The sequence below is a fragment of the Variovorax sp. GW821-FHT09D07 genome (assembly GCF_059416345.1).
Window position 1 is genome coordinate 109459 of the sequence record NZ_JBWKOY010000010.1, and the last position, 20932, is coordinate 130390.

Consider the following 20932-nt stretch of genomic DNA (forward strand, 5'->3'; position numbering starts at 1 on the left):
TCAGCCGTCGATCTCGGCGCGCAACTGGTCTTCCATCGTCTCGCGACGGCGGATCAGCTTGGCGCTGGCGCCGCTCACCAGGACCTCGGCCGCACGGCCGCGCGTGTTGTAGTTGCTGGCCATGCTCATGCAGTACGCACCGGCCGACAGCACGGCCAGCAGGTCGCCGGCCACCACGTTGAGTGCGCGATCGCGGCCGATCCAGTCGCCGCTTTCGCAGACCGGGCCCACCACGTCGTAGGTCGGGGCGTCGCCGGTGCGCTCGCGCAGCGGCACGATCTTCTGGAAGGCCTGGTACATCGCGGGGCGCGGCAGGTCGTTCATGGCCGCGTCGACGATGCAGAAGTTCTTGTCTTCGCCGGGCTTGGTGTAGAGCACCTCGGTCACGCAGACACCGGCATTGCCGACCAGCGAGCGGCCGGGTTCGATCACCAGCTTGCGCTGGCCGAAGCCGCGCGCGTCGAGCTTGGCGAGCAGCTGCTGCCACAGCGCATCGGCCTTGGGCGGCACTTCGCCGTTGTAGTCGATGCCCAGGCCGCCGCCGAAGTCCAGGTGATGGATCGGCACGCCGGCCGCCTCGATGGCCTCCACCAGGTCGAGCACGCGGTCGCAGGCGTCCAGGTAGGGCGAGGCTTCGGTGATCTGCGAGCCGATGTGGCAGTCGATGCCGACCACCTCAAGGCCGGGCAGCCGGGCGGCGTGCTGGTAGGCCTGCACCGCACGGTCGTGCGCGATGCCGAACTTGTTGCCCTTGAGGCCCGTGGAAATGTACGGGTGCGTCTTCGGGTCGACGTTCGGATTGATGCGGATGCTGATCGGTGCGCGCACCTTCTCGGCCAGTGCCACCTCGTTGAGCACGTCGAGCTCGGCCTCGCTCTCGACGTTGAAGCAGGCGATGCCGGCCGCCAGGGCCTGACGCATCTCGGCGCGCGTCTTGCCGACGCCCGAGAAGATGATCTTCTTGGGATCGGCGCCCACCGCCAGCACGCGCGACAGTTCGCCGCCCGAGACGATGTCGAAACCGCAGCCGGCTTCGGCGAATACGCGCAGCACGCCGAGCGAGGAGTTGGCCTTCATGGCGTAGCAGATCAGTGCCTCGCGGCCCTCGAAGCCGCGCTGGTAGGCGGCCAGGGCGTCGAGCATCCACTGCTTCGAATAGACGAACAGCGGCGTGCCGTGCGTGTGCGCCAGCGCGTCGAGCGCGACGCCCTCGACGTGCAGGGCGCCGTCGCGGTGGGCGATGTGGGGGTGGCCGGGCAGGGGGGTGTTCGTCGTCATTTCTGGGGGGAGGCGGGGGCGCTGCTGGCTGCGGCGGGCTTGGGGGCCGCTTCGTTGTCGGAGGCTTTGGAGCCGCCGGGGGTGAGCAATTGGGGCAAGGTGGCGCGCTGGGCGGCCGCCGGATCGGTCGGCAGATAGAGCGCGCCGCGCTGTCCGCACGCCGCAAGGCCCGCCGCGCTGGCGGCAAGGCAGACCATGAGCACGGTGCGGGCGCGAGCGCTCACTAGAATTTGGCGAACATTCAACATGCTGAAATTGTAATGACCGACACCGAGTACATGGACCGCGCCGAGGCGGCGCTTGCTGCCATCGAGCAGGGCTGCGACCGCATCAACGACGCGACTGACGCCGACATCGACAACCAGCGGGTCGGCGGGATGATCACGATGTCGTTTCGCAACGGCAGCCAGCTGATCGTGAACCTGCAGAAGCCGCTGCAGGAAATCTGGCTGGCGGCGCGCTCCGGCGGCTACCACTACCGGCACGACGGCCGGGTGTGGGTGGACACCAAGACCGGGGAAGAATTCTTCGGCAACCTGTCGCGCGAGGCGACCCTGCAGGCGGGGCAGCCGCTGGTCTTCGCGGCGGCCTGAGCCGCCGCTCTGTCTTTCTCGATCAGTTCCTGAACAGGTCGAGGATGCGGTTGCGCTCCTCGGGCGGCGCAGGCGCGCTGATCGCCGGGCCGCTCAGGGCTTCGGCCGGTGCCACCGGCGCGGAAGATTCCACCCCCAGGCTCGACACGCCGCGGCCCGGCGCGTAGTCGTCGTAGTACCACTCGCCGCCGACGCTCACGATGCCCGAAGGCGGCGTGGTCGACAGGTCGGTCACGGGCACGCCCTTGAGGGCGGTTTCCATGTAGTTGATCCAGATCGGCAGGCTCAGGCCGCCGCCGGTTTCGCGGTCGCCCAGGTTGCGCGGCGTGTCGTAGCCGATCCACGAGATCGCCGTCATGGTGGGCTGGAAGCCCGCGAACCAGGCGTCGAGCGAGTCGTTGGTGGTGCCGGTCTTGCCGTAGAGGTCGGGGCGCTTGAGCATCGCCTGCGCCTTCGCGGCCGTGCCAGCGCGCGTGATGGACTGCAGCAGCGTGTCCATGATGAAGGCGTTGCGCTGCGGGATGGCGCGCGAGGCCTCATTGAGCAGCGGCGGCTGGACGTCGACCAGCACGCGGTCCTTGTGGTCGGTGACGCGGGTCACGAGGTACGGATTCACGCGGTAGCCGCCGTTGGCGAACACCGAATAGCCCACCGCCATCTGCATCGGCGTGACGGCACCGGCACCGAGCGCCATCGGCAGGTAGGCGGGGTGCTTGTCCTTGTCGAAGCCGAAGTTGGTGATCCAGTCTTGCGCGTAGCGCGTGCCGATGGATTGCAGGATGCGGATCGACACGAGGTTGCGCGACTTCATCAGCGCCGTGCGCATCGACATCGGACCGTCGAAGCCGCCACCGTAGTTCTTGGGCTCCCAGGGCTGGCCGCCGGTGGTGCCGGCGTCGAAGAACAGCGGGCCGTCGTTGATGACCGTGGCGGGGGTGAAGCCCTTTTCGAGCGCCGCCGAGTAGATGAAGGGCTTGAAGCTCGAGCCCGGCTGGCGCCACGCCTGCGTGACGTGGTTGAACTTGTTCTTGCCGAAGTCGAAACCGCCGACCAGCGCCTTGATGGCGCCGTCGCGCGGGTCCATGGCCACGAACGCGCCTTCCACCTCGGGCAGCTGGGTGATTTCCCAGGTGTTCTTGGGCGTCTTCGCGACGCGGATCACGGCGCCGCGGCGGATCTTGATGTTGGGCGGTGCCTTGTCCGACAGGCCGGACTGCGCAGGCTTGAGGCCATCGCCCGTGATCTGCACGGCGTCGCCGTTGGCGCGGATCGCCTGGATTTCCTTGGGCGTGGCCTTGAGCACCACGGCCGCCATCACGTCGCCGTTGTCGGGGTGGTCGTTCAGCACGTCGTCCACCGCCTCGTCGAGTTCCTTGGGGTCGTTCGGCAGGTCGATGAACTTCTCGGGGCCGCGGTATACCTGACGGCGCTCGTAATCCATGATGCCCTTGCGCAGGGCCTTGTAGGCCGCCGCCTGGTCGGCGGCGACCAGCGAGGTGTAGACCTTGAGGCCGCGCGTGTAGGTGCTGTCGCCATACTGGGCGTACATCAGCTGGCGCACGGTTTCGGCCACGTACTCGGCGTGCAGGCGGTTCGGATCGGCGGCGTCGCGCAGGTGCAGCTCTTCCTTCTTGGCCTCGGCCGCCTGCTCGGCGGTGATGAAGCCGGCCTCCTGCATGCGATCGATCACGTAGAACTGGCGTCCGCGTGCGCGCTGCGGGTTGTTGACCGGGTTGTTCGCGCCGGGCGCCTTCGGCAGGCCGGCCAGCATGGCGGCCTGGGCGATCGTCATCTCGGATAGCGGCTTGCCGAAATAGGCTTCGGAAGCGGCGGCGAAACCGTAGGCGCGGTTGCCCAGGTAGATCTGGTTCAGGTAGATCTCGAAGATCTGGTCCTTCGTGAGCAGGTGCTCCAGCTTGAAGGTCAGCAGCACTTCGTAGATCTTGCGGGTCAGCGTCTTCTCGGAGCTCAGGTAGACGTTGCGGGCCACCTGCATCGTGATGGTGGAGGCGCCCTGGCTCTTCACGCGGTTCAGGTTGGCGAGGCCGGCGCGCACCAGCCCCTTGTAGTCGACGCCGCCGTGGTCATAGAAGCGGGCGTCTTCGGCGGCCAGGACGGCGTCCTTCACGACCTTGGGGATCGCCGCGATGGGGGTGAGGTTGCGTCGCTCTTCCCCGAACTCGCCGATCTGCGTGCCCTCGGCCGAGAACACGCGCAGCGGCAGCTTGGGGCGGTAGTCGGAGAGTTCCGAGATGTCCGGCAGGTTGGGATAGGCCACTGCCAGGGCCACGGCCACCACGCACAGGATGGAAAGCAGGCCCGCCGCAGCGATGCCCGCCCCCCAGAACACGAAACGCAACAGCCATTTCAGCCAGAAGGGGCGTTCGGGTGGAGGAGTCTTGGCGCGCCCTTTCGGGCTGGAAGTTTCTTGCATGGGGGCCCGGAGAGTCACCGGACATTATAAAAAGCCGCCCCCTCGGCGCCTCCGGATCTTTGTTACCTCGCGCATTCCCTCTCCAGGGGCTAAGCAGAAAGTTACAGAATGCGGCTTTGACGTCACGTTTTGACAACGGTTGTCGGTTCCGGGCTTTCTGCACGCTTGGTGGGCGCTGTGCCTGCTGCTAGCATGCAACCGAACGCATATTTTTCCATTGGTTACAAATAACAGGGGGAGAGGGACCTAACTTGGCTGCTCTTGGATCATTGTTTCGTCGTCAGAACGCCCCCCTGCTGGGACTGGACGTCAGTTCGTCCAGCGTGAAGCTGGTGGAGCTCGGCCGTGAGGCCAGCGGCAAGCTGGTTCTGGAGCGCTGCGCCATCGAACCGCTCGAACGCGGCTGGATCACCGACGGCAACGTCGAGAAATTCGACGAAGTCGCCGAAGCCGTGCGCCGCGTCGTGCGCAAGAGCGGTACCAAGACCCGCAACGTGGCGCTGGCGCTGCCGCCCTCGGCGGTCATCACCAAGAAGATCATTCTCCCGGGCGGCATGAGCGAGCAGGAGCTCGAGATCCAGGTCGAATCGGAAGCCAACCAGTACATCCCGTTCTCGCTCGATGAGGTGAGTCTCGACTTCTGCGTGACGGGACCGAGCACGACCTCCGTCGGCGACGTGGAAGTGCTGATCGCCGCCTCCCGCAAGGAGAAGGTGCAGGACCGCGAAGGCCTGGCGGAAGCCGCGGGCCTGAAGGCCATGATTCTCGACGTCGAGTCGTATGCCTCGCGCCTCGCAACCGCGCGCCTGATCGAGCAACTGCCAGGTAAGGGCGTGGACGCCATCGTGGCGCTGTTCGAAGTCGGTGCCTTCACGACCAGCATGCAGGTGCTGCGCAACCAGGAAGTGCTGTACGACCGCGACCAGGCCTTCGGCGGTGCTCAATTGAGCCAGCTGATCGTGCGCCAGTACGGTTTTTCCGCCGAGGAAGCCGAAGCCAAGAAGCGCAGCGGCGACCTGCCCGACGACTACGGCTCAGGCGTGCTCAAGCCCTTCGTCGAAAGCATCGCGCAGGAAATCGCGCGCGCGTTGCAGTTCTTCTTCACCAGCACGCCGCACAACCGCGTCGACTACGTGCTGCTGGCGGGCGGCTCGTCGTCGCTGCCGGGGCTGACCAATGCCGTGACCCGCCAGACCTCTTTCGCCTGCTCGCTCGTGAATCCGTTCGACGGCATGGACTTCGGCCCCAGCATTCGCGAGAAGAAGGTCCGCCGCGAAGCGCCTTCCTATCTGACCTCCTGCGGCCTGGCCATGCGGAGGTTCCTGCAGTGATCCTGATCAATCTGCTTCCGCACCGCGAAGCCGCGCGCAAGCGCCGCCGCGAGGCTTTCTACGGCACCCTGGGTGGTGCCGCGCTGCTGGGCGCCCTGATCGCCGGCCTCGGTTACCTGTGGTTCGAGGCCCAGATTTCGGCTCAGCAATCGAAGAACGGTTTCCTTCAGGCCGAGATCAAGAAGCTCGAAGTCGAGATCAAGGAAATCTCGACACTGCAGGAAGAAATCGCAGCCTTGCGCGCGCGCCAGCTGGCCGTGGAAGACCTGCAAGGCGACCGCAATCTGCCCGTGCACCTGCTCAACGAACTCGTCCGGCAATTGCCCGACGGCGTCTACCTCACCAGCATGAAGCAGGAGAACCAGACCGTGACCCTGCAAGGCATGGCGCAGTCGAACGAGCGCGTGTCGGAGCTGCTGCGCAACCTCGGCAACAACAGCCCCTGGCTGGTGAAGCCCGAGCTGGTTGAAATCACCTCGGCCAATGTGAACCTGAGCCAGCGCGACCAGCGCCGCGTGGCGAACTTCACGATGCGCATCGGCCTCAAGCGGCCCACCGACGCCCAGAAGGCGGAGGCCGAGAAGGCCCTGGCCGCCAAGGCGCAGGCGAAGGGGTAACCGATCATGGCCATCAGCAACCGATCCCTCCCCAAAGTCGACGTCGCCACCGCACTGCGGAACTTCGGCGACCAGTTCCGCGGACTGAATCCGAACGATCCTTCCATGTGGCCGGCGGTGCCGCGCTACGCACTGTGCCTGGCCGTGTCCGCGCTGGTGCTGGCGGGCCTGTGGTTTGTCTGGCTCACGAACTCCAACGACGAACTCGAAGCCGAGCGCGCCAAGGAAGTCGCCCTCCGGACCGACTACCAGAAGAAAGTGGCGCAAGCCGCCAACCTCGACCTGCTGAAGAAGCAGCGCGAGCAGGTGCAGCAGTACGTGATCCTTCTCGAGAAGCAACTGCCCAGCAAGGCGGAAATGGACGCGCTGCTCTCGGACATCAACCAGGCGGGCCTCGGCCGCAGCCTGCAGTTCGAACTGTTCCGCCCCGGCCAGGTGTCGGTCAAGGATTACTACGCAGAGCTGCCGATCGCCGTGCGCGTTACCGGCCGCTACCACGACATGGGCGCCTTCGCGGCCGATGTGGCCAGCTTGTCGCGCATCGTGACGCTCAACAACGTGACCGTCACACCGCAGAAGGACAAGGACGTGCTGACGATGGACGCCACCGCGCGCACCTACCGCTACCTCGACGAAGACGAGCGGGCCGCCCAGAAACGCGCCACGGCGCCGAAGGCGAAGAAATGAAGCCGGTCGCCAAAGTCCTGTGGCTGGCACTGGCCACGCTGGGCCTGAGCGCCTGCGGCGATTCCGACCAGGAAGACCTGCAGCGCTGGATGGTCGAGCAGCGCGTCCAGATCAAGCCCTCGGTGCCGCCGATCTCCGAACCCAAGAAGTTCACGCCGCAGGCCTACACCGAGGCTTCGTCGTTCGAGCCCTTCAACATGCTGAAGCTGACCCAGGCGCTGCGCCGGGAGTCGAACCAGCCGAGCACCTCCGAGCTGATCGCGCCGGAACTGGCGCGCCGCAAGGAAGCCCTTGAGGCGTTCCCGCTCGACACGATGGCGATGGTCGGCAGCATGAACCGCAACGGCCAGCCGGTGGCGCTCGTGCGTGTGGACAAGCTGCTCTACAAGGTGCGCGTCGGCGAATACCTGGGGCTCAACTACGGGCGCATCACCCGTATCAACGAAACCGAAGTTGCCCTGCGCGAGATCGTGCAGGACGCCGCGGGCGAATGGATCGAACGCGTAGCCACGCTGCAGTTGCAAGAGAGTGCGAAATGAACCATAAAAAATCAACGATGGCACAGTGGCTGCGCGCCGCCGGGCTGGGTCTGCTGGCTTTCGGTGCCCTGACCGTCGCCCATGCGCAAAACGCAATCGAGTCGGTGACGAGCTCGACCCAGTCGGGCGCGGAAGTGATCCGCATCGACCTGGCGCAGCCGCTCACGGCCGTGCCCGCCGGGTTCTCCGTGCAGACGCCGGCGCGCATCGCGCTTGATTTTCCGGGCGTGACGAACGCCATCGGGCGTTCGGCCATCGAGGTGAACCAGGGCAACCTGCGCTCGGTCAACGTGGTGCAGGCCGGTGACCGCAGCCGCGTGGTGCTGAACCTGAAGCAGGCTACTGCTTACAAGGCCGAGATCCAGGGCAAGTCGCTGCTGGTCGTGCTCGAGCCGGTGGCTGGTACGGCACTCGCGGCTTCCGCGGCGACCACTTTCGCCGAGAACCGCAACCGTGACACGCTGCCGTTGCGTGATGTCGATTTCCGCCTGGGCGCCGACAACACCGGCCGCGTGCTGGTCGACCTGCCGAACAACCAGGTCGGCGTCGATGTGAAGCAGCAAGGCAAGAGCCTGGTCGTGGAGTTCACCAAGTCGACGCTGCCCGAAGGCCTGCGCCGTCGCCTCGACGTGGCCGATTTCGGCACGCCGGTGCAGCTGATCACTTCGCAGCAGTCGGGCGACCGCGTGCGCATGACGATCGATGCCAAGGGCGACTGGGAGCACAGCGCTTACCAGAGCGAGAACCAGTTCGTGGTGGAGGTCCGCGCACGCAAGGTCGACCCGAGCAAGCTCACGCAAGGTGTCGGCTACAACGGCGAGAAGCTGTCGCTCAACTTCCAGAACATCGAGATCCGTTCGCTGCTGCAGGTGATCGCCGACTTCACGAACTTCAACATCGTGACCTCCGATTCGGTCAGCGGCGCACTGACGCTGCGGCTGAAGGACGTGCCCTGGGACCAGGCGCTCGACATCATCATGCAGGCGAAGAACCTGGGCATGCGCAAGAACGGTAGCGTCCTGTGGATCGCGCCCAAGGACGAGATCAACGCCAAGGAGAAGCTCGAGTTCGAAGCCAAGGCGGCGATCGAGAACCTGGAGCCGCTGCGCACGCAGTCGTTCCAGCTGAACTACACGAAGGCCATTGCGATTGCACAGGGCCTGACGGGGACCGGTGCATCGGCGGGTGGCGGCGGTGGTGGTGGCGGCGGCGCGACCTCGCGCATCCTGAGCCCCCGCGGCAGCGTGATCGCCGAATCGCGGACCAACCAGCTGTTCGTGTCCGACATTCCCTCGCGACTGGCCCAGGTCACCGACCTGATCCAGAAGCTGGACATTCCCGTCCGCCAGGTGCTGATCGAAGCGCGGATCGTGGAAGCCTCGGACACCTTCGGCAAGTCGCTCGGCGTGCGGATGGGTGGCGGTATCTCCCGCGAACGCGTCGCGTCGGCCAACGGCAATCCGGCCTACGGCACCTTCGGTGTCATGCCTGCCACCACCAACGCCGGCGGCGTCGGCGGCGCAGCAGCCACCTGGACCAACTCCAACTTCATCAACCTGCCCGCCGGCGACGCTGGCGGCACCGGCAACGCCGCAGGCACCTTCGCGATCTCGCTGTTCAACTCGAGCTTGTCGCGCATGCTGAACCTCGAGATCTCCGCCCTCGAAGCCGACGGCAAGGGCAAGCTGGTCTCCAGCCCCCGCGTCATCACGGCCGACCAGACCAAGGCGCTGATCGAGCAGGGCGAGGAAATCCCGTACCAGCAGGCCACCTCCAGCGGCGCGACCTCGATCTCGTTCCGCAAGGCGGTGCTGAAGCTCGAAGTCACGCCGCAGATCACGCCCGAGGGCAACATTATCCTGACGCTGGACGTGAGCAAGGACGCCCGCGGTGTCAACACCTCGGCAGGCCCGGCCATCAACACCAAGCACGTGCAGACCGAGGTGCTGGTCGAGAACGGCGGCACGGTCGTCATCGGTGGTATCTTCGAGCTCACCGAAACCAATGACGAATCGCGCGTGCCGGTGCTGGGTGAAATCCCCTACATGGGGGCATTGTTCCGCAAGCGCGAACGCGTTGCCAACAAGACCGAAATGCTCGTCTTTATCACCCCGAAGATGATTACCGACCGCAACGCCGCGCGCTGACGCGCGGGCGTAGCAGCCACCGCGTGGCGGTCGCACTTGTCGGGTTGCCCGGCGCCGGAAAGTCCGCAGTGGGCCGGCGGCTGGGCGCTCGGCTGAACACTCCCTTCATCGACACCGATCATGTGATCGAGCAGCGCATCGGCTGCACGATCCGTGATTTCTTCGACCGCGAGGGCGAAGCCGCCTTCCGCGACATCGAGCAGGCGGTCATCGCCGACCTGGCCGCCCACCCCCACGGTGTGCTGGCGACCGGCGGCGGCGCCGTGCTGCGCGAGGCCAACCGCCAGCAACTGCGCGACCATTTCCACGTCATCTACCTACGCTCCTCGCCCGAAGACCTGTTCCGGCGCCTGCGCCACGACGTCAAGCGCCCGCTCCTGCAGGTGGCCGACCCGCTGGGCCGGCTGCGCGAACTGCACGATGCGCGCGACCCGTTCTACCGGGAAGCCGCCCATGACGTGGTCGACACCGGCCGGCCGTCGATCGCGGTGCTGGTCAACCTCATCGTGATGCAACTCGAGCTGGCCGGAGTGGTCGAACCCGGCGCTCATCCGGAAGAGCCCTCGGACTGACCCCGGCAGGCCCGAGCGCCTAAACTCGCGGCCATGTCCCTGTCTGTTTCGCCCGCACTTTCCGCCCCGCCAAAGCCCGAACGCGTCGAGATCCAGCTCGGCGAGCGCAGCTACCCGATCCTGATCGGCGGCGGCCTGCTGGAAGACCCCGCCAGCTTCGGCGTCGTTCCCGCAGCCGCCAGCGCGCTGATCGTCAGCAACATCACCGTGGCGCCGCTCTACGCGCAGGCCTTGCGGACCGTGCTGGCCAAGCGCTTTCGCACGGTCCACCTGCTCGAGTTGCCCGACGGCGAGGCATACAAGAACCTCGAGACCCTCAACCTGATCTTCGACGCCCTGCTGGGCCACGGCAGTGACCGCAAGACGGTGCTGTTCGCGCTCGGCGGCGGGGTGGTGGGCGACATGACCGGCTTCGCCGCCGCCAGCTACATGCGCGGCGTGCCCTTCGTGCAGGTGCCGACCACGCTGCTGGCGCAGGTCGATTCCTCGGTGGGTGGCAAGACGGCCATCAACCACCCGCTGGGCAAGAACATGATCGGCGCGTTCTACCAGCCGCAGCTCGTGCTGTGCGACCTGGACACGCTGCAGACGCTGCCGCCGCGCGAACTGAGCGCCGGCCTGGCCGAAGTCATCAAGTACGGCCCGATCTACGACATGGCTTTCTTCGACTGGATCGAGTCGAACATCGAGGCGCTGGTGGCGCGCGACCCGGCCGCGCTGGCCCACGCCGTGAAGCGCAGCTGCGAGATCAAGGCGCTGGTGGTCGGCCAGGACGAGCGCGAGACCGGTCTGCGGGCCATCCTCAATTTCGGCCACACCTTCGGCCATGCCATCGAGTCGGGCCTGGGCTACGGCGAATGGCTGCACGGCGAAGCCGTCGGCTGCGGCATGGTCATGGCGGCGCAGCTGTCGCAGCGCCTCGGCGGCGTCGACGCGGCCTTCGTCGAACGGCTCACCCGCCTGATCGAGCGGGCAGGTCTTCCCACGGTGGGACCGGCGCTGGGCGCCGAGCGCTACCTCGAGCTGATGCGCGTCGACAAGAAATCGGAAGCCGGCGAGATCCGCTTCGTGGTGATCGACCGGCCCGGCTCCGCCGTCGTGCGCAGCGCGCCCGACGCGATGGTGCGCGACGTGCTCGCGCAGTGCTGCGTGGCATGAGCGCGGCGCGACACGCGGAGATCCAGCCGTGAGCCTCGCGGCGTACGCCTGCCACCCCGCGCGCTCGCGCGGACGGCGCCACGCGGAGCCGCCTGCGCCCACGCGCGACGCCTTCCAGCGCGACCGCGACCGCATCGTCCATTCCACCGCCTTCCGCCGGCTGGTCTACAAGACCCAGGTGTTCCTGAACCACGAGGGCGACCTGTTCCGCACGCGGCTCACGCATTCGCTCGAAGTCGCGCAGCTGGGCCGCTCCATCGCGCGCGCTCTGCGACTCAACGAAGACCTGGTCGAGGCGATCGCGCTGGCCCATGACCTGGGCCACACGCCCTTCGGCCACGCGGGCCAGGACGCGCTCAACGCCTGCATGGCCGAGCACGGCGGCTTCGAACACAACCTGCAGAGCCTGCGCGTGGTCGATGCGCTGGAGCACCGCTACCCGCAGTACGACGGCCTGAACCTCAGCTTCGAGACCCGCGAAGGCATCCTCAAGCACTGCTCGCGCGCCAACGCCGAGCGCATCGAGGCGGCCGAGCCGCAGGGCGTGGCTCGCCGCTTTCTCGACCGCACGCAGCCCGGGTTGGAGGCGCAGCTGTGCAACCTGGCCGACGCCATCGCCTACAACGCGCACGACATCGACGACGGCGTGCGCTCGGGCCTGATCAGCGTCGAGCAACTGGCCGACGTCGAGCTGTTCGAACGCTACCGCCGCGAAGCGCTGGCCGAGCATCCGCACCTGCAGGGCCAAGGCCGGCGCGTGCTCTATGAAACCATCCGCCGCATGCTCAGCGCACAGGTCTACGACGTGATTGACACGACGCGTGCGGCCATCGAGGCGCTGGGTCCCATCGATGCCGACGCCGTGCGCCAGGCGCCGCCGCTGGTGGCCTTCAGCGGCGTCATGCAGGCGCAGTCGGAGGCGCTCAAGCAGTTCCTGTTCCGCAACCTCTATCGCCACCCGCAGGTCACGCAGACCACCGACCAGGCGAGCGAGGTCGTGCGCGGGCTGTTCGACGCCTACCTGGCGCGCGGCACCGAAATGCCCGCCTCGTACGCCGAGCGCCGCGACCGGCACCGCGCCGTGGCCGACTACATCGCCGGCATGACCGACCGCTTCGCCATGCGCGAGCACGAACGGCTGACCGGCCGCCGGGGCATCGCATGACGGTGGCCGTGCGCTCGAACAGCGCGTCGGCCCGCGTGCCGGCCGCGGCCTTCGCCGTCGTGCTGGGCGGCGTCAGTGCCGCGCTGCACCTGGGCAAGCTGCCGCCCGCCGTGCCGGCGCTGCAGGCGTCGCTGGGCATCGACCTGGTCGAGGCGGGCTTCCTGCTCTCGCTGGTCCAGGTCGCGAGCATGACGCTCGGGCTGCTGGCTGGGCTCGCTGCAGACTCCATCGGCCTGCGGCGCAGCATGCTGGTCGGGCTGGCGGTGCTGACGACGGCCAGCCTGCTCGGAGGCGCCGTCGGCGCCGGCCTGCTGGGCGGATCGCATGCGGTGCTGTGGCTCTTCGTACTGCGCGCGGCCGAAGGCATCGGTTTCCTGATGGCGGTGATGCCCGGTCCGGGACTCATCCGCGCACTGACGCCAGCGGGCGCTGACAAGGCCGCGCTGGGCCTGTGGGGCGCCTACATGCCGCTCGGCGTGGCGCTGGCGCTGCTCATCGGTCCGGCCCTCATCGGCTGGGGCGGATGGGCCGACTGGTGGTGGACGCTGTCGTTGGTGTCGGCGGGTGCGGCACTCTGGGTGTGGCTGGCGGTGCCGCGCGACCGGCCCCGCGTGGCCGGCGCAAGCCCGCAGCCCGCGTCGTCCGGTTGGGCGTCGCGGCTGCGCGAAACGGTCGGCGCGCGCGCGCCGTGGCTGGTCGCGCTGACCTTCGCCGTGTACTCGTCGCAGTGGATGGCCGTGATCGGTTTCCTGCCCGCGATCTATGCCGACGCGAAAGTGCCGGCCGCCTGGAGCGCAGTGCTGACCGCGCTGGCCGCGGCGATGAACATCGTCGGCAACCTCATGGGTGGCCGCTGGCTGCAGCGCGGCGTGGCGCCCGAGCGCCTGCTGCAGTGGGGCTTCCTGACCATGGCGCTGGGCGGCGTCGCCGCCTTCGCGCAGGTGGGGCAGGGCGCCGGCGCCGAGGCACTGGGCCTGCCGCCCGCGCTGCGCTATGCCGCGATCTGCGCCTTTTCGCTTGGCGGCGGCATGGTGCCGGCGACGCTGTTCCTGCTGGGCGTGCGGCTGGCGCCGGGGCCGAGCACCGTCTCGACCACCGTCGGCCTGATGCAACAGGCGTCGTCGCTCGGCCAGTTCCTGGCGCCGCCGGCTGTGGCCTGGCTGGCGCACCGCGTCGGTGGCTGGCACTGGACCTGGACCGCCACGCTGGCCTGTTCGCTCGCGGGCATGGCGGTCGCTGCGCGCCTCGGGCGCATCCGCCGGCTGACGGAGGTCACGGCATGAGCGACCCGACGGTCATCGACGCCGCGCAGGCCGAAGCCGACACCCGCCGCTGGCTCGAACGCGCCGTGATCGGCCTCAACCTGTGCCCCTTCGCCAAGGCGGTGCATGTGAAGGGCCAGATCCACTACCTCACCTACCTCGACACCCACGAAGGCCGCCTCATCGATGCGCTGCTGGCCGAGGCCCGCGCGCTCGTGGCGCTCGATGCCGAGGTGCGCGATACCACCTTGCTGATCGTCCCTCACGCGCTGGCGGACTTTCTCGACTTCAACGATTTCACCGAGCGCGCCGAGCGCAAGCTCGCCCGCGCGGGCTTCGATGGCGTGCTGCAGCTCGCCAGCTTCCATCCGCATTTCCAGTTCGCCGGCACCGAGGCCGACGACATCACCAACGCCACCAACCGCGCGCCGTACCCCACGCTGCACCTGTTGCGCGAAGACAGCGTGGACCGCGCGGTCGAGGCCTTTCCCGAGGCCGAGGCGATCTTCGAGCGCAACATCGAGACGCTCGAAGCCCTGGGCCCCGACGGCTGGACCGCGCTCGACGTCGGCCCGGGAAGCGCCACGCCATGAACAACAAGAACACCATGCCCCGTCCCGCGAAAGCCCACCCGACCAACAAGGCTGCGAAGGCCGAGGCCGAGCTGGCCGAAGTCCTGCGGCCGGGCCAGTCTGTCGAGCTCCTCAAGGAGCTGCACATCCTCACGCGCGAAGGCCGGCTCAACCAGGATTCGCGGCGCAAGCTCAAGCAGGTCTACCACCTGTTCCAGTTCATCGAGCAGCTGCTGCGCGAGCTGCCGGGCGAGGGCGCTGAGGCCACGCTGGCCGACCACGGGGCGGGCAAGTCGTACCTGGGCTTCATCATCTACGACCTGTTCTTCCGCGCGCGGCAGGGCGGGCATGTCTACGGCATCGAGACGCGCAGCGAACTGGTCGAGCGCTCCCGCGCGCTGGCGCAGCAGCTGGGCTTCGGGCGCATGTCGTTCCTGAACCTCACCGTGGCCGAGTCGGCGCAGGCGAGCGAGCTGCCGGCGCAGATCGATGTGGTCACCGCGCTGCACGCCTGCGACACCGCCACCGACGACGCCATCGCCTTTGGCCTGGCCAAGAAGGCGCGCTGCATGGTGCTCGTGCCCTGCTGCCAGGCCGAAGTGGCGGCCTGCCTGCGCGAGACCAAGGCGCTGGCCCTGTCGCGCACGCCGCTGGCCGAGCTGTGGCGCCATCCGCTGCACACGCGCGAGATCGGCAGCCAGCTCACCAACGTGCTGCGCTGCCTGTACCTGGAAGCCAACGGCTACAGCGTGACGGTCACCGAGCTGGTCGGCTGGGAGCACAGCATGAAGAACGAGCTGATCCTGGCGCGCTACACCGGCCAGCGCAAGGCGAGTGCGGCGACGCGGCTGCGCGAGCTGCTGGCGCAGTTCGGGCTCGACACGCTGGGCGACACGCGCTTCCGTCTCGCCGATTAAGTACCCGGACGGCGTCGTCCATCGTCCCCATGGCCCGTCTTCCCCGTCTCACGCTGGCCGGCATGCCGCACCACGTGATCCAGCGCGGCAACAACCGCCAGCCGATCTTCGTCGACCGTGCCGATCACGAGAAGCTGCTCGGCCTGCTGGCCGAGAACGCCGCGCGCTTCGGCATCGCGCTGCATGCCTACGTGCTGATGGACAACCACTTCCACCTGCTGGCCACGCCCGACAGTGCCACGGGCCTGCCGCAGTTCATGCAGTCGGTCGGGCGCAGCTACGTGCGCTACTTCAACGACCGCCATGGCCGCAGCGGCACCTTGTGGGAAGGGCGCTACAGATCGACCCTGATCCAGACCGAGCGCTACCTGCTGACCTGCATGGCCTACATCGACCTGAATCCGGTGCGCGCCGGCATGGTCACCGAAGCGCGCGACTTCCCGTGGTCCAGCCACGGCCACTACGCCGGCCTGCGGCAGGACCGGCTGCTGACCCCGCATCCGCTGTACTGGGAACTCGGCAACACGCCCTTCGCGCGGGAGGCGGCGTATGCCGAACTGGTGCGTGGCGGCGTCCGCGTGGCCGATCAGCAGGCCCTGACCGACGCCACGCTGCGCGGCTGGGCGGCCGGCGATGGCGATTTTTTGGACACGTTGCAGAAGTCCACCGAACGCCGCGTCATCAAGGCCAAGGCTGGCCGGCCGCCTGCATCCCCCAAAGATCAAGATTGAAAACGGCGAAGTGCCGTATGTGTGTTGAGGTTCGCGCTCCTGCTTTTAATGTGTCCCCAATTTAATTCTGACAAGAAAACTCAAGATTTAATAGGAATCTGACCCCAATTAAAGTGTTTGGCATTCTTTGTGCATCGCAATATGCTCCCTTTCCCTGCGAAAACTGAAGGAGCGCGCCATGACGACGGCTGCCGAGATTCAACACCTCCAAGAACACGGTCTGTATTCCGGTGCCGATGAGCACGACGCCTGCGGCGTCGGCTTCGTCGCGCACATCAAGGGCGAGAAGAGCCACGCCATCGTGCTGCAGGGCCTGAAGATCCTCGAGAACCTCGACCACCGCGGCGCCGTCGGTGCCGACAAGCTGATGGGCGACGGCGCGGGCATCCTGATCCAGCTGCCCGACCTGCTGTACCGCGAAGAAATGGCCAAGCAGGGCGTCACGCTGCCCCCGCCCGGCGAATACGGCGTCGGCATGATCTTCCTGCCGAAGGAACACGCCTCGCGCGAAGCCTGCGAACAAGAGATGGAACGCGCCATCAAGGCCGAAGGCCAGGTGCTGCTGGGCTGGCGCGACGTGCCGGTCAACCGTGACATGCCCATGTCGCCCACCGTGCGCGAAAAGGAACCGCTGCTGCGCCAGATCTTCATCGGCCGCGGCAACGACGTGATCGTGCAGGACGCGCTGGAGCGCAAGCTGTACGTGATCCGCAAGACCGCCAGCGCCAACATCCAGCGCCTGAAGCTCAAGCACAGCAAGGAATACTACGTTCCGAGCATGTCCAGTCGCACCGTGGTCTACAAGGGCCTGCTGTTGGCTGACCAGGTGGGCACCTACTACCTCGACCTGCAGGACAAGCGTTGCGTCTCGGCCCTGGGCCTGGTGCACCAGCGCTTCTCGACCAACACCTTCCCCGAGTGGCCGCTGGCCCACCCGTACCGCTATGTCGCCCACAACGGCGAAATCAACACGGTCAAGGGCAACTACAACTGGATGAAGGCGCGCGAAGGCGTGATGTCGTCGCCCGTGCTCGGCGCCGACCTGCAGAAGCTCTACCCGATCAGCTTCGCCGGCCAGTCCGACACCGCCACCTTCGACAACTGCCTCGAGCTGCTGACGATGGCCGGCTACCCCATCAGCCAGGCCGTGATGATGATGATTCCCGAACCCTGGGAACAGCACGCCACCATGGACACGCGCCGCCGCGCGTTCTATGAGTACCACGCCGCCATGCTCGAGCCGTGGGACGGCCCGGCCTCCATCGTCTTCACCGACGGCCGCCAGATCGGCGCCACGCTCGACCGCAACGGCCTGCGCCCCTCGCGCTACTGCGTGACCGACGACGACCTGGTCATCATGGCCTCCGAGTCGGGCGTGCTGCCCGTGCCCGAGCAGAAGATCGTGCGCAAGTGGCGCCTGCAGCCCGGCAAGATGTTCCTGATCGACCTGGAGCAGGGCCGCATGATCGACGACGAGGAGGTCAAGGCCACCCTCGCCAACAGCAAGCCCTACAAGCAGTGGATCGAGAACCTGCGCATCAAGCTCGACAGCGTCAAGGCCGAGCCGGCCGCGATCCCCGTGAGCCAGGTCGCGCTGCTCGACCGTCAGCAGGCCTTCGGCTACACCCAGGAAGACATCAAGTTCCTGATGAGCCCGATGGCGCAGGCCGGCGAAGAGGGCATCGGCTCCATGGGCAACGACAGCCCGCTGGCCGTGCTCTCCAGCAAGAACAAGCCGCTGTACAACTACTTCAAGCAGCTGTTCGCGCAGGTCACGAACCCGCCGATCGACCCGATCCGCGAAGCGATCGTGATGTCGCTGGTGTCCTTCATCGGCCCCAAGCCGAACCTGCTGGACATCAACCAGGTCAACCCGCCGATGCGGCTCGAAGTGAGCCAGCCCATTCTCGACTTCGCCGACATGGCGAAGCTGCGCGACATCGGCCGCTACACGCAAGGCAAGTTCAAGAGCTACGTGCTGGACATCACCTACCCGTTGGGCTGGGGCGATGAAGGCGTCGAAGCCAAGCTGGCCTCGCTGTGCGCCGAAGCGGTCGATGCCATCAAGGGCGGCCACAACATCCTGATCGTGAGCGACCGCGGCGTGGGCCCGACGCAAGTCGCGATCCCCGCGGTGCTGGCCCTCTCGGCCGTGCACCAGTACCTCGTGCGCGAAGGTTTGCGCACCACCGCCGGCCTCGTGGTCGAGACCGGTTCGGCGCGCGAAGTGCATCACTTCGGCGTGCTCGCCGGCTACGGCGCCGAAGCCGTGCACCCGTACCTCGCGATGGAAACGCTGGCGGCCATGCACGCCGACCTGCCGGGCGACCTGAGCGCCGACAAGGCGGTCTACAACTACGTCAAGGCCATCGGCAAGGGCCTGTCGAAGATCATGTCGAAGATGGGTGTCAGCACCTACATGAGCTACTGCGGCGCCCAGCTGTTCGAAGCCATCGGCCTGAACACCGAGACGGTGAACAAGTACTTCACCGGCACCGCCAGCCGCGTGGAAGGCATCGGCGTCTTCGAGATCGCCGAAGAAGCCATCCGCATGCACAAGGCCGCCTTCGGCGACGACCCCGTGCTCGCCCACATGCTGGACGCCGGCGGCGAATACGCCTGGCGCACCCGCGGCGAAGAGCACATGTGGACGCCCGACGCCATCGCCAAGCTGCAGCACAGCACGCGCTCCAACAACTGGAACACGTACAAGGAATACGCCCAGCTCATCAACGACCAGAACCGCCGCCACCTCACGCTGCGCGGCCTGTTCGAGTTCAAGATCGATCCGGCCAAGGCCATTCCGGTCGACGAGGTCGAAGCCGCCGCCGAAATCGTCAAGCGTTTCGCCACCGGCGCGATGTCGCTCGGCTCGATCAGCACCGAGGCGCACGCCACGCTCGCCATTGCCATGAACCGCATCGGCGGCAAGAGCAACACGGGCGAAGGCGGTGAAGACCCGGCGCGTTACCGCAACGAACTGAAGGGCATCCCGATCAAGCAAGGCGACACGCTCAAGAGCGTGATCGGCGCGGCCAACGTTGAGGTCGACCTGCCGCTCAACGACGGCGACTCGCTGCGTTCGCGCATCAAGCAGGTGGCTTCGGGCCGCTTCGGTGTCACCGCCGAGTACCTGCACTCGGCCGACCAGATCCAGATCAAGATGGCGCAAGGTGCCAAGCCGGGCGAGGGCGGTCAGCTGCCCGGCGGCAAGGTCACCGAGTACATCGGCAAGCAGCGCTATGCCGTGCCGGGCGTGGGCCTCATCTCGCCGCCGCCGCACCACGACATCTACTCGATCGAAGACCTGGCCCAGCTGATCCACGACCTGAAGAACACCGCGCCGCACGCCAGCATCAGCGTGAAGCTGGTGAGCGAGATCGGCGTCGGCACCATCGCCGCGGGCGTGGCCAAGTGCAAGAGCGACCACGTCGTGATCGCCGGCCATGACGGCGGCACGGGCGCTTCGCCCTGGTCGTCGATCAAGCATGCCGGCAGCCCGTGGGAAATCGGCCTGGCCGAAACGCAGCAGACGCTGGTGCTCAACCGCCTGCGCAGCCGCATCCGCGTGCAGGCCGACGGCCAGATGAAGACCGGCCGCGACGTCGCCATCGGCGCGCTGCTGGGCGCCGACGAGTTCGGCTTCGCCACCGCGCCGCTGGTGGTCGAGGGCTGCATCATGATGCGCAAGTGCCACCTGAACACCTGCCCGGTGGGCGTGGCCACGCAAGACCCGGTGCTGCGCAAGAAGTTCTCGGGCAAGCCCGAGCACGTCGTCAACTACTTCTTCTTCGTTGCCGAAGAAGTGCGCCAGATCATGGCCCAGCTGGGCATCCGCAAGTTCGACGACCTGATCGGCCGCGCCGACCTGCTCGACATGCGCAAGGGCATCGAGCACTGGAAGGCCTCGGGCCTGGACTTCAGCCGCCTGTTCGCGCTGCCGATCGTGCCGGCCGACGTGCCGCGTTTCCATGTCGAGAACCAGGACCACGGCCTCGAGCGCGCCCTGGACGTGAAGCTCATCGAGAAGTCGCGTCCCGCCATCGACAAGGGCGAGAAGGTGCAGTTCATCGAAGTGGCGCGCAACGTCAACCGCTCGGTGGGCGCGATGCTCTCGGGCGCGCTGACCAAGGTGCATCCGCAGGGCCTGCCCGACGACTCGATCCGCATCCAGCTCGAAGGCACGGGCGGCCAGTCGTTCGGCGCCTTCCTGGCACGCGGCATCACGCTGTACCTGATCGGCGACGCCAACGACTACACCGGCAAGGGCCTCTCGGGCGGCCGCGTGGTGGTGCGCCCCAGCCTGGACTTCCGTGGCGAAGCCGTGCGCAACACCATCGTCGGCAACACCGCGCTGTACGGCGCGACCACCGGCGAGGCCTACCTGTGCGGCGTGGCCGGCGAACGCTTCGCGGTGCGCCTGTCGGGCGCCACGGCGGTCATCGAAGGCACCGGCGACCACGGCTGCGAGTACATGACCGGCGGCACGGTGGCCGTGCTCGGCAAGACGGGCCGCAACTTCGCGGCCGGCATGAGCGGCGGTGTCGCCTTCGTCTACGACGAAGACGGCCAGTTCGCCTCGCGCTGCAACCTCTCGATGGTGTCGCTCGACAAGGTGCTCACCTCAGCCGAGCAGACCGCCAGCGTGCATCGCAAGATCTGGCACGGCGGCGAGACCGACGAAGCGCAGCTCAAGAAGCTGCTCGAAGAGCACCACCGCTGGACCGGCAGCAAGCGCGCGCGCGAGCTGCTCGACAACTGGGCCGAGTCGCGCACCAAGTTCGTCAAGGTGTTCCCGAACGAGTACAAGCGCGCGCTGGCCGAACTGCACGACCGCCAGGTCGAGCTGGCCAGCAGCGGCAACAACGCCCACGTCGGCCTCGAGCCGCACGCACTGGCCGCGCCCGCCACGGCCGCCGTCTGAGCGCG

General features: G+C 67.3%; 17 protein-coding genes. 14 read left to right on the plus strand and 3 right to left on the minus strand.

The features are described from left to right. Together lysA and lptM are read right to left on the minus strand one after the other, a co-directional pair. On the minus strand, nucleotides 1-1278 hold the full coding sequence (gene lysA, locus AC07OX_RS27355) for a diaminopimelate decarboxylase (RefSeq protein ID WP_495262631.1): 1278 nt from the start codon (nucleotides 1276-1278) through the stop codon (nucleotides 1-3). Next, a complete protein-coding gene (gene lptM, locus AC07OX_RS27360) occupies nucleotides 1275-1526 on the minus strand; it encodes an LPS translocon maturation chaperone LptM (protein ID WP_495262630.1) in 252 nt (83 codons plus the stop codon). Before lptM ends, lysA begins: the two co-directional genes overlap by 4 nt. 12 nt (nucleotides 1527-1538) lie before the next feature. Between lptM and cyaY the strand changes: the two genes are divergently transcribed. After that, a complete protein-coding gene (gene cyaY / locus AC07OX_RS27365; protein ID WP_062471779.1) occupies nucleotides 1539-1871 on the plus strand; it encodes an iron donor protein CyaY in 333 nt (110 codons plus the stop codon). A 22-nt stretch (nucleotides 1872-1893) separates the two neighbouring features. Here the strand turns inward: cyaY and AC07OX_RS27370 are convergent, their stop codons facing one another. Then, nucleotides 1894-4305 carry a penicillin-binding protein 1A gene (locus tag AC07OX_RS27370; RefSeq protein ID WP_169805026.1) on the minus strand — a complete coding sequence of 804 codons (2412 nt, stop codon included), beginning with the start codon at nucleotides 4303-4305 and terminating at the stop codon, nucleotides 1894-1896. Nucleotides 4306-4556: 251 nt separating this feature from the next. On the opposite strand from AC07OX_RS27370, the gene AC07OX_RS27375 reads away from it, so the two are divergent. The 13 genes from AC07OX_RS27375 to AC07OX_RS27435 all read left to right on the plus strand — a co-directional run bounded on the left by AC07OX_RS27375 (nucleotide 4557) and on the right by AC07OX_RS27435 (nucleotide 20927). Further along, a complete protein-coding gene (locus AC07OX_RS27375; RefSeq protein ID WP_062471776.1) occupies nucleotides 4557-5636 on the plus strand; it encodes a pilus assembly protein PilM in 1080 nt (359 codons plus the stop codon). Beyond that, the gene (locus AC07OX_RS27380) at nucleotides 5633-6253 is read left to right on the plus strand and encodes a PilN domain-containing protein (protein WP_070059948.1); all 621 of its coding nucleotides are present in this window, start codon (nucleotides 5633-5635) and stop codon (nucleotides 6251-6253) included. Before AC07OX_RS27375 ends, AC07OX_RS27380 begins: the two co-directional genes overlap by 4 nt. Before the next feature lie 6 nt (nucleotides 6254-6259). Then, complete coding sequence (locus AC07OX_RS27385; RefSeq protein WP_495262629.1) at nucleotides 6260-6940, plus strand: type IV pilus inner membrane component PilO; 681 nt, start codon at nucleotides 6260-6262, stop codon at nucleotides 6938-6940. Then, nucleotides 6937-7479: a pilus assembly protein PilP gene (locus tag AC07OX_RS27390; RefSeq protein ID WP_495262628.1), complete on the plus strand. Its 543-nt coding sequence runs from the start codon at nucleotides 6937-6939 to the stop codon at nucleotides 7477-7479. The genes AC07OX_RS27385 and AC07OX_RS27390 overlap by 4 nt, the downstream gene beginning before the upstream one ends. Beyond that, the gene (locus tag AC07OX_RS27395) at nucleotides 7476-9626 is read left to right on the plus strand and encodes a type IV pilus secretin PilQ (RefSeq protein WP_495262627.1); all 2151 of its coding nucleotides are present in this window, start codon (nucleotides 7476-7478) and stop codon (nucleotides 9624-9626) included. Before AC07OX_RS27390 ends, AC07OX_RS27395 begins: the two co-directional genes overlap by 4 nt. Before the next feature lie 23 nt (nucleotides 9627-9649). Beyond that, nucleotides 9650-10198 (plus strand): shikimate kinase, encoded by a 549-nt coding sequence (locus tag AC07OX_RS27400; RefSeq protein WP_495262626.1) that lies wholly within the window; start codon nucleotides 9650-9652, stop codon nucleotides 10196-10198. A 33-nt stretch (nucleotides 10199-10231) separates the two neighbouring features. Then, nucleotides 10232-11356: a 3-dehydroquinate synthase gene (gene aroB, locus AC07OX_RS27405; protein WP_495262625.1), complete on the plus strand. Its 1125-nt coding sequence runs from the start codon at nucleotides 10232-10234 to the stop codon at nucleotides 11354-11356. Between the two features lie 28 nt (nucleotides 11357-11384). After that, nucleotides 11385-12521, plus strand: a complete 1137-nt coding sequence (locus tag AC07OX_RS27410) for a deoxyguanosinetriphosphate triphosphohydrolase (protein WP_495262624.1) — start codon at nucleotides 11385-11387, stop codon at nucleotides 12519-12521. Further along, nucleotides 12518-13804, plus strand: a complete 1287-nt coding sequence (locus tag AC07OX_RS27415) for an MFS transporter (RefSeq protein WP_495262623.1) — start codon at nucleotides 12518-12520, stop codon at nucleotides 13802-13804. Before AC07OX_RS27410 ends, AC07OX_RS27415 begins: the two co-directional genes overlap by 4 nt. Further along, complete coding sequence (locus tag AC07OX_RS27420) at nucleotides 13801-14376, plus strand: DUF1415 domain-containing protein (protein ID WP_354347914.1); 576 nt, start codon at nucleotides 13801-13803, stop codon at nucleotides 14374-14376. Before AC07OX_RS27415 ends, AC07OX_RS27420 begins: the two co-directional genes overlap by 4 nt. A gap of 14 nt (nucleotides 14377-14390) precedes the next feature. Continuing rightward, the gene (locus AC07OX_RS27425; RefSeq protein WP_159278667.1) at nucleotides 14391-15272 is read left to right on the plus strand and encodes a class I SAM-dependent methyltransferase; all 882 of its coding nucleotides are present in this window, start codon (nucleotides 14391-14393) and stop codon (nucleotides 15270-15272) included. 29 nt (nucleotides 15273-15301) lie between these two features. Continuing rightward, nucleotides 15302-16003: a transposase gene (locus AC07OX_RS27430; protein ID WP_495262622.1), complete on the plus strand. Its 702-nt coding sequence runs from the start codon at nucleotides 15302-15304 to the stop codon at nucleotides 16001-16003. A 178-nt stretch (nucleotides 16004-16181) separates the two neighbouring features. Next, nucleotides 16182-20927, plus strand: a complete 4746-nt coding sequence (locus AC07OX_RS27435; RefSeq protein ID WP_495262621.1) for a glutamate synthase-related protein — start codon at nucleotides 16182-16184, stop codon at nucleotides 20925-20927. Nucleotides 20928-20932 lie beyond the last annotated feature (5 nt).

What these genes read in the sequence shown, in the direction of transcription:
- lysA (WP_495262631.1), bottom strand. Translation starts at nt 1,278, where the DNA reads ATGACGACGAACACCCCCCTGCCCGGCCACCCCCACATCGCCCACCGC.
- AC07OX_RS27425 (WP_159278667.1), top strand. Translation starts at nt 14,391, where the DNA reads ATGCCCCGTCCCGCGAAAGCCCACCCGACCAACAAGGCTGCGAAGGCC.
- AC07OX_RS27370 (WP_169805026.1), bottom strand. Translation starts at nt 4,305, where the DNA reads ATGCAAGAAACTTCCAGCCCGAAAGGGCGCGCCAAGACTCCTCCACCC.
- AC07OX_RS27395 (WP_495262627.1), top strand. Translation starts at nt 7,476, where the DNA reads ATGAACCATAAAAAATCAACGATGGCACAGTGGCTGCGCGCCGCCGGG.
- AC07OX_RS27435 (WP_495262621.1), top strand. Translation starts at nt 16,182, where the DNA reads ATGACGACGGCTGCCGAGATTCAACACCTCCAAGAACACGGTCTGTAT.
- AC07OX_RS27430 (WP_495262622.1), top strand. Translation starts at nt 15,302, where the DNA reads ATGGCCCGTCTTCCCCGTCTCACGCTGGCCGGCATGCCGCACCACGTG.
- AC07OX_RS27415 (WP_495262623.1), top strand. Translation starts at nt 12,518, where the DNA reads ATGACGGTGGCCGTGCGCTCGAACAGCGCGTCGGCCCGCGTGCCGGCC.
- aroB (WP_495262625.1), top strand. Translation starts at nt 10,232, where the DNA reads ATGTCCCTGTCTGTTTCGCCCGCACTTTCCGCCCCGCCAAAGCCCGAA.
- AC07OX_RS27385 (WP_495262629.1), top strand. Translation starts at nt 6,260, where the DNA reads ATGGCCATCAGCAACCGATCCCTCCCCAAAGTCGACGTCGCCACCGCA.
- cyaY (WP_062471779.1), top strand. Translation starts at nt 1,539, where the DNA reads ATGACCGACACCGAGTACATGGACCGCGCCGAGGCGGCGCTTGCTGCC.
- AC07OX_RS27420 (WP_354347914.1), top strand. Translation starts at nt 13,801, where the DNA reads ATGAGCGACCCGACGGTCATCGACGCCGCGCAGGCCGAAGCCGACACC.
- AC07OX_RS27390 (WP_495262628.1), top strand. Translation starts at nt 6,937, where the DNA reads ATGAAGCCGGTCGCCAAAGTCCTGTGGCTGGCACTGGCCACGCTGGGC.
- lptM (WP_495262630.1), bottom strand. Translation starts at nt 1,526, where the DNA reads ATGTTGAATGTTCGCCAAATTCTAGTGAGCGCTCGCGCCCGCACCGTG.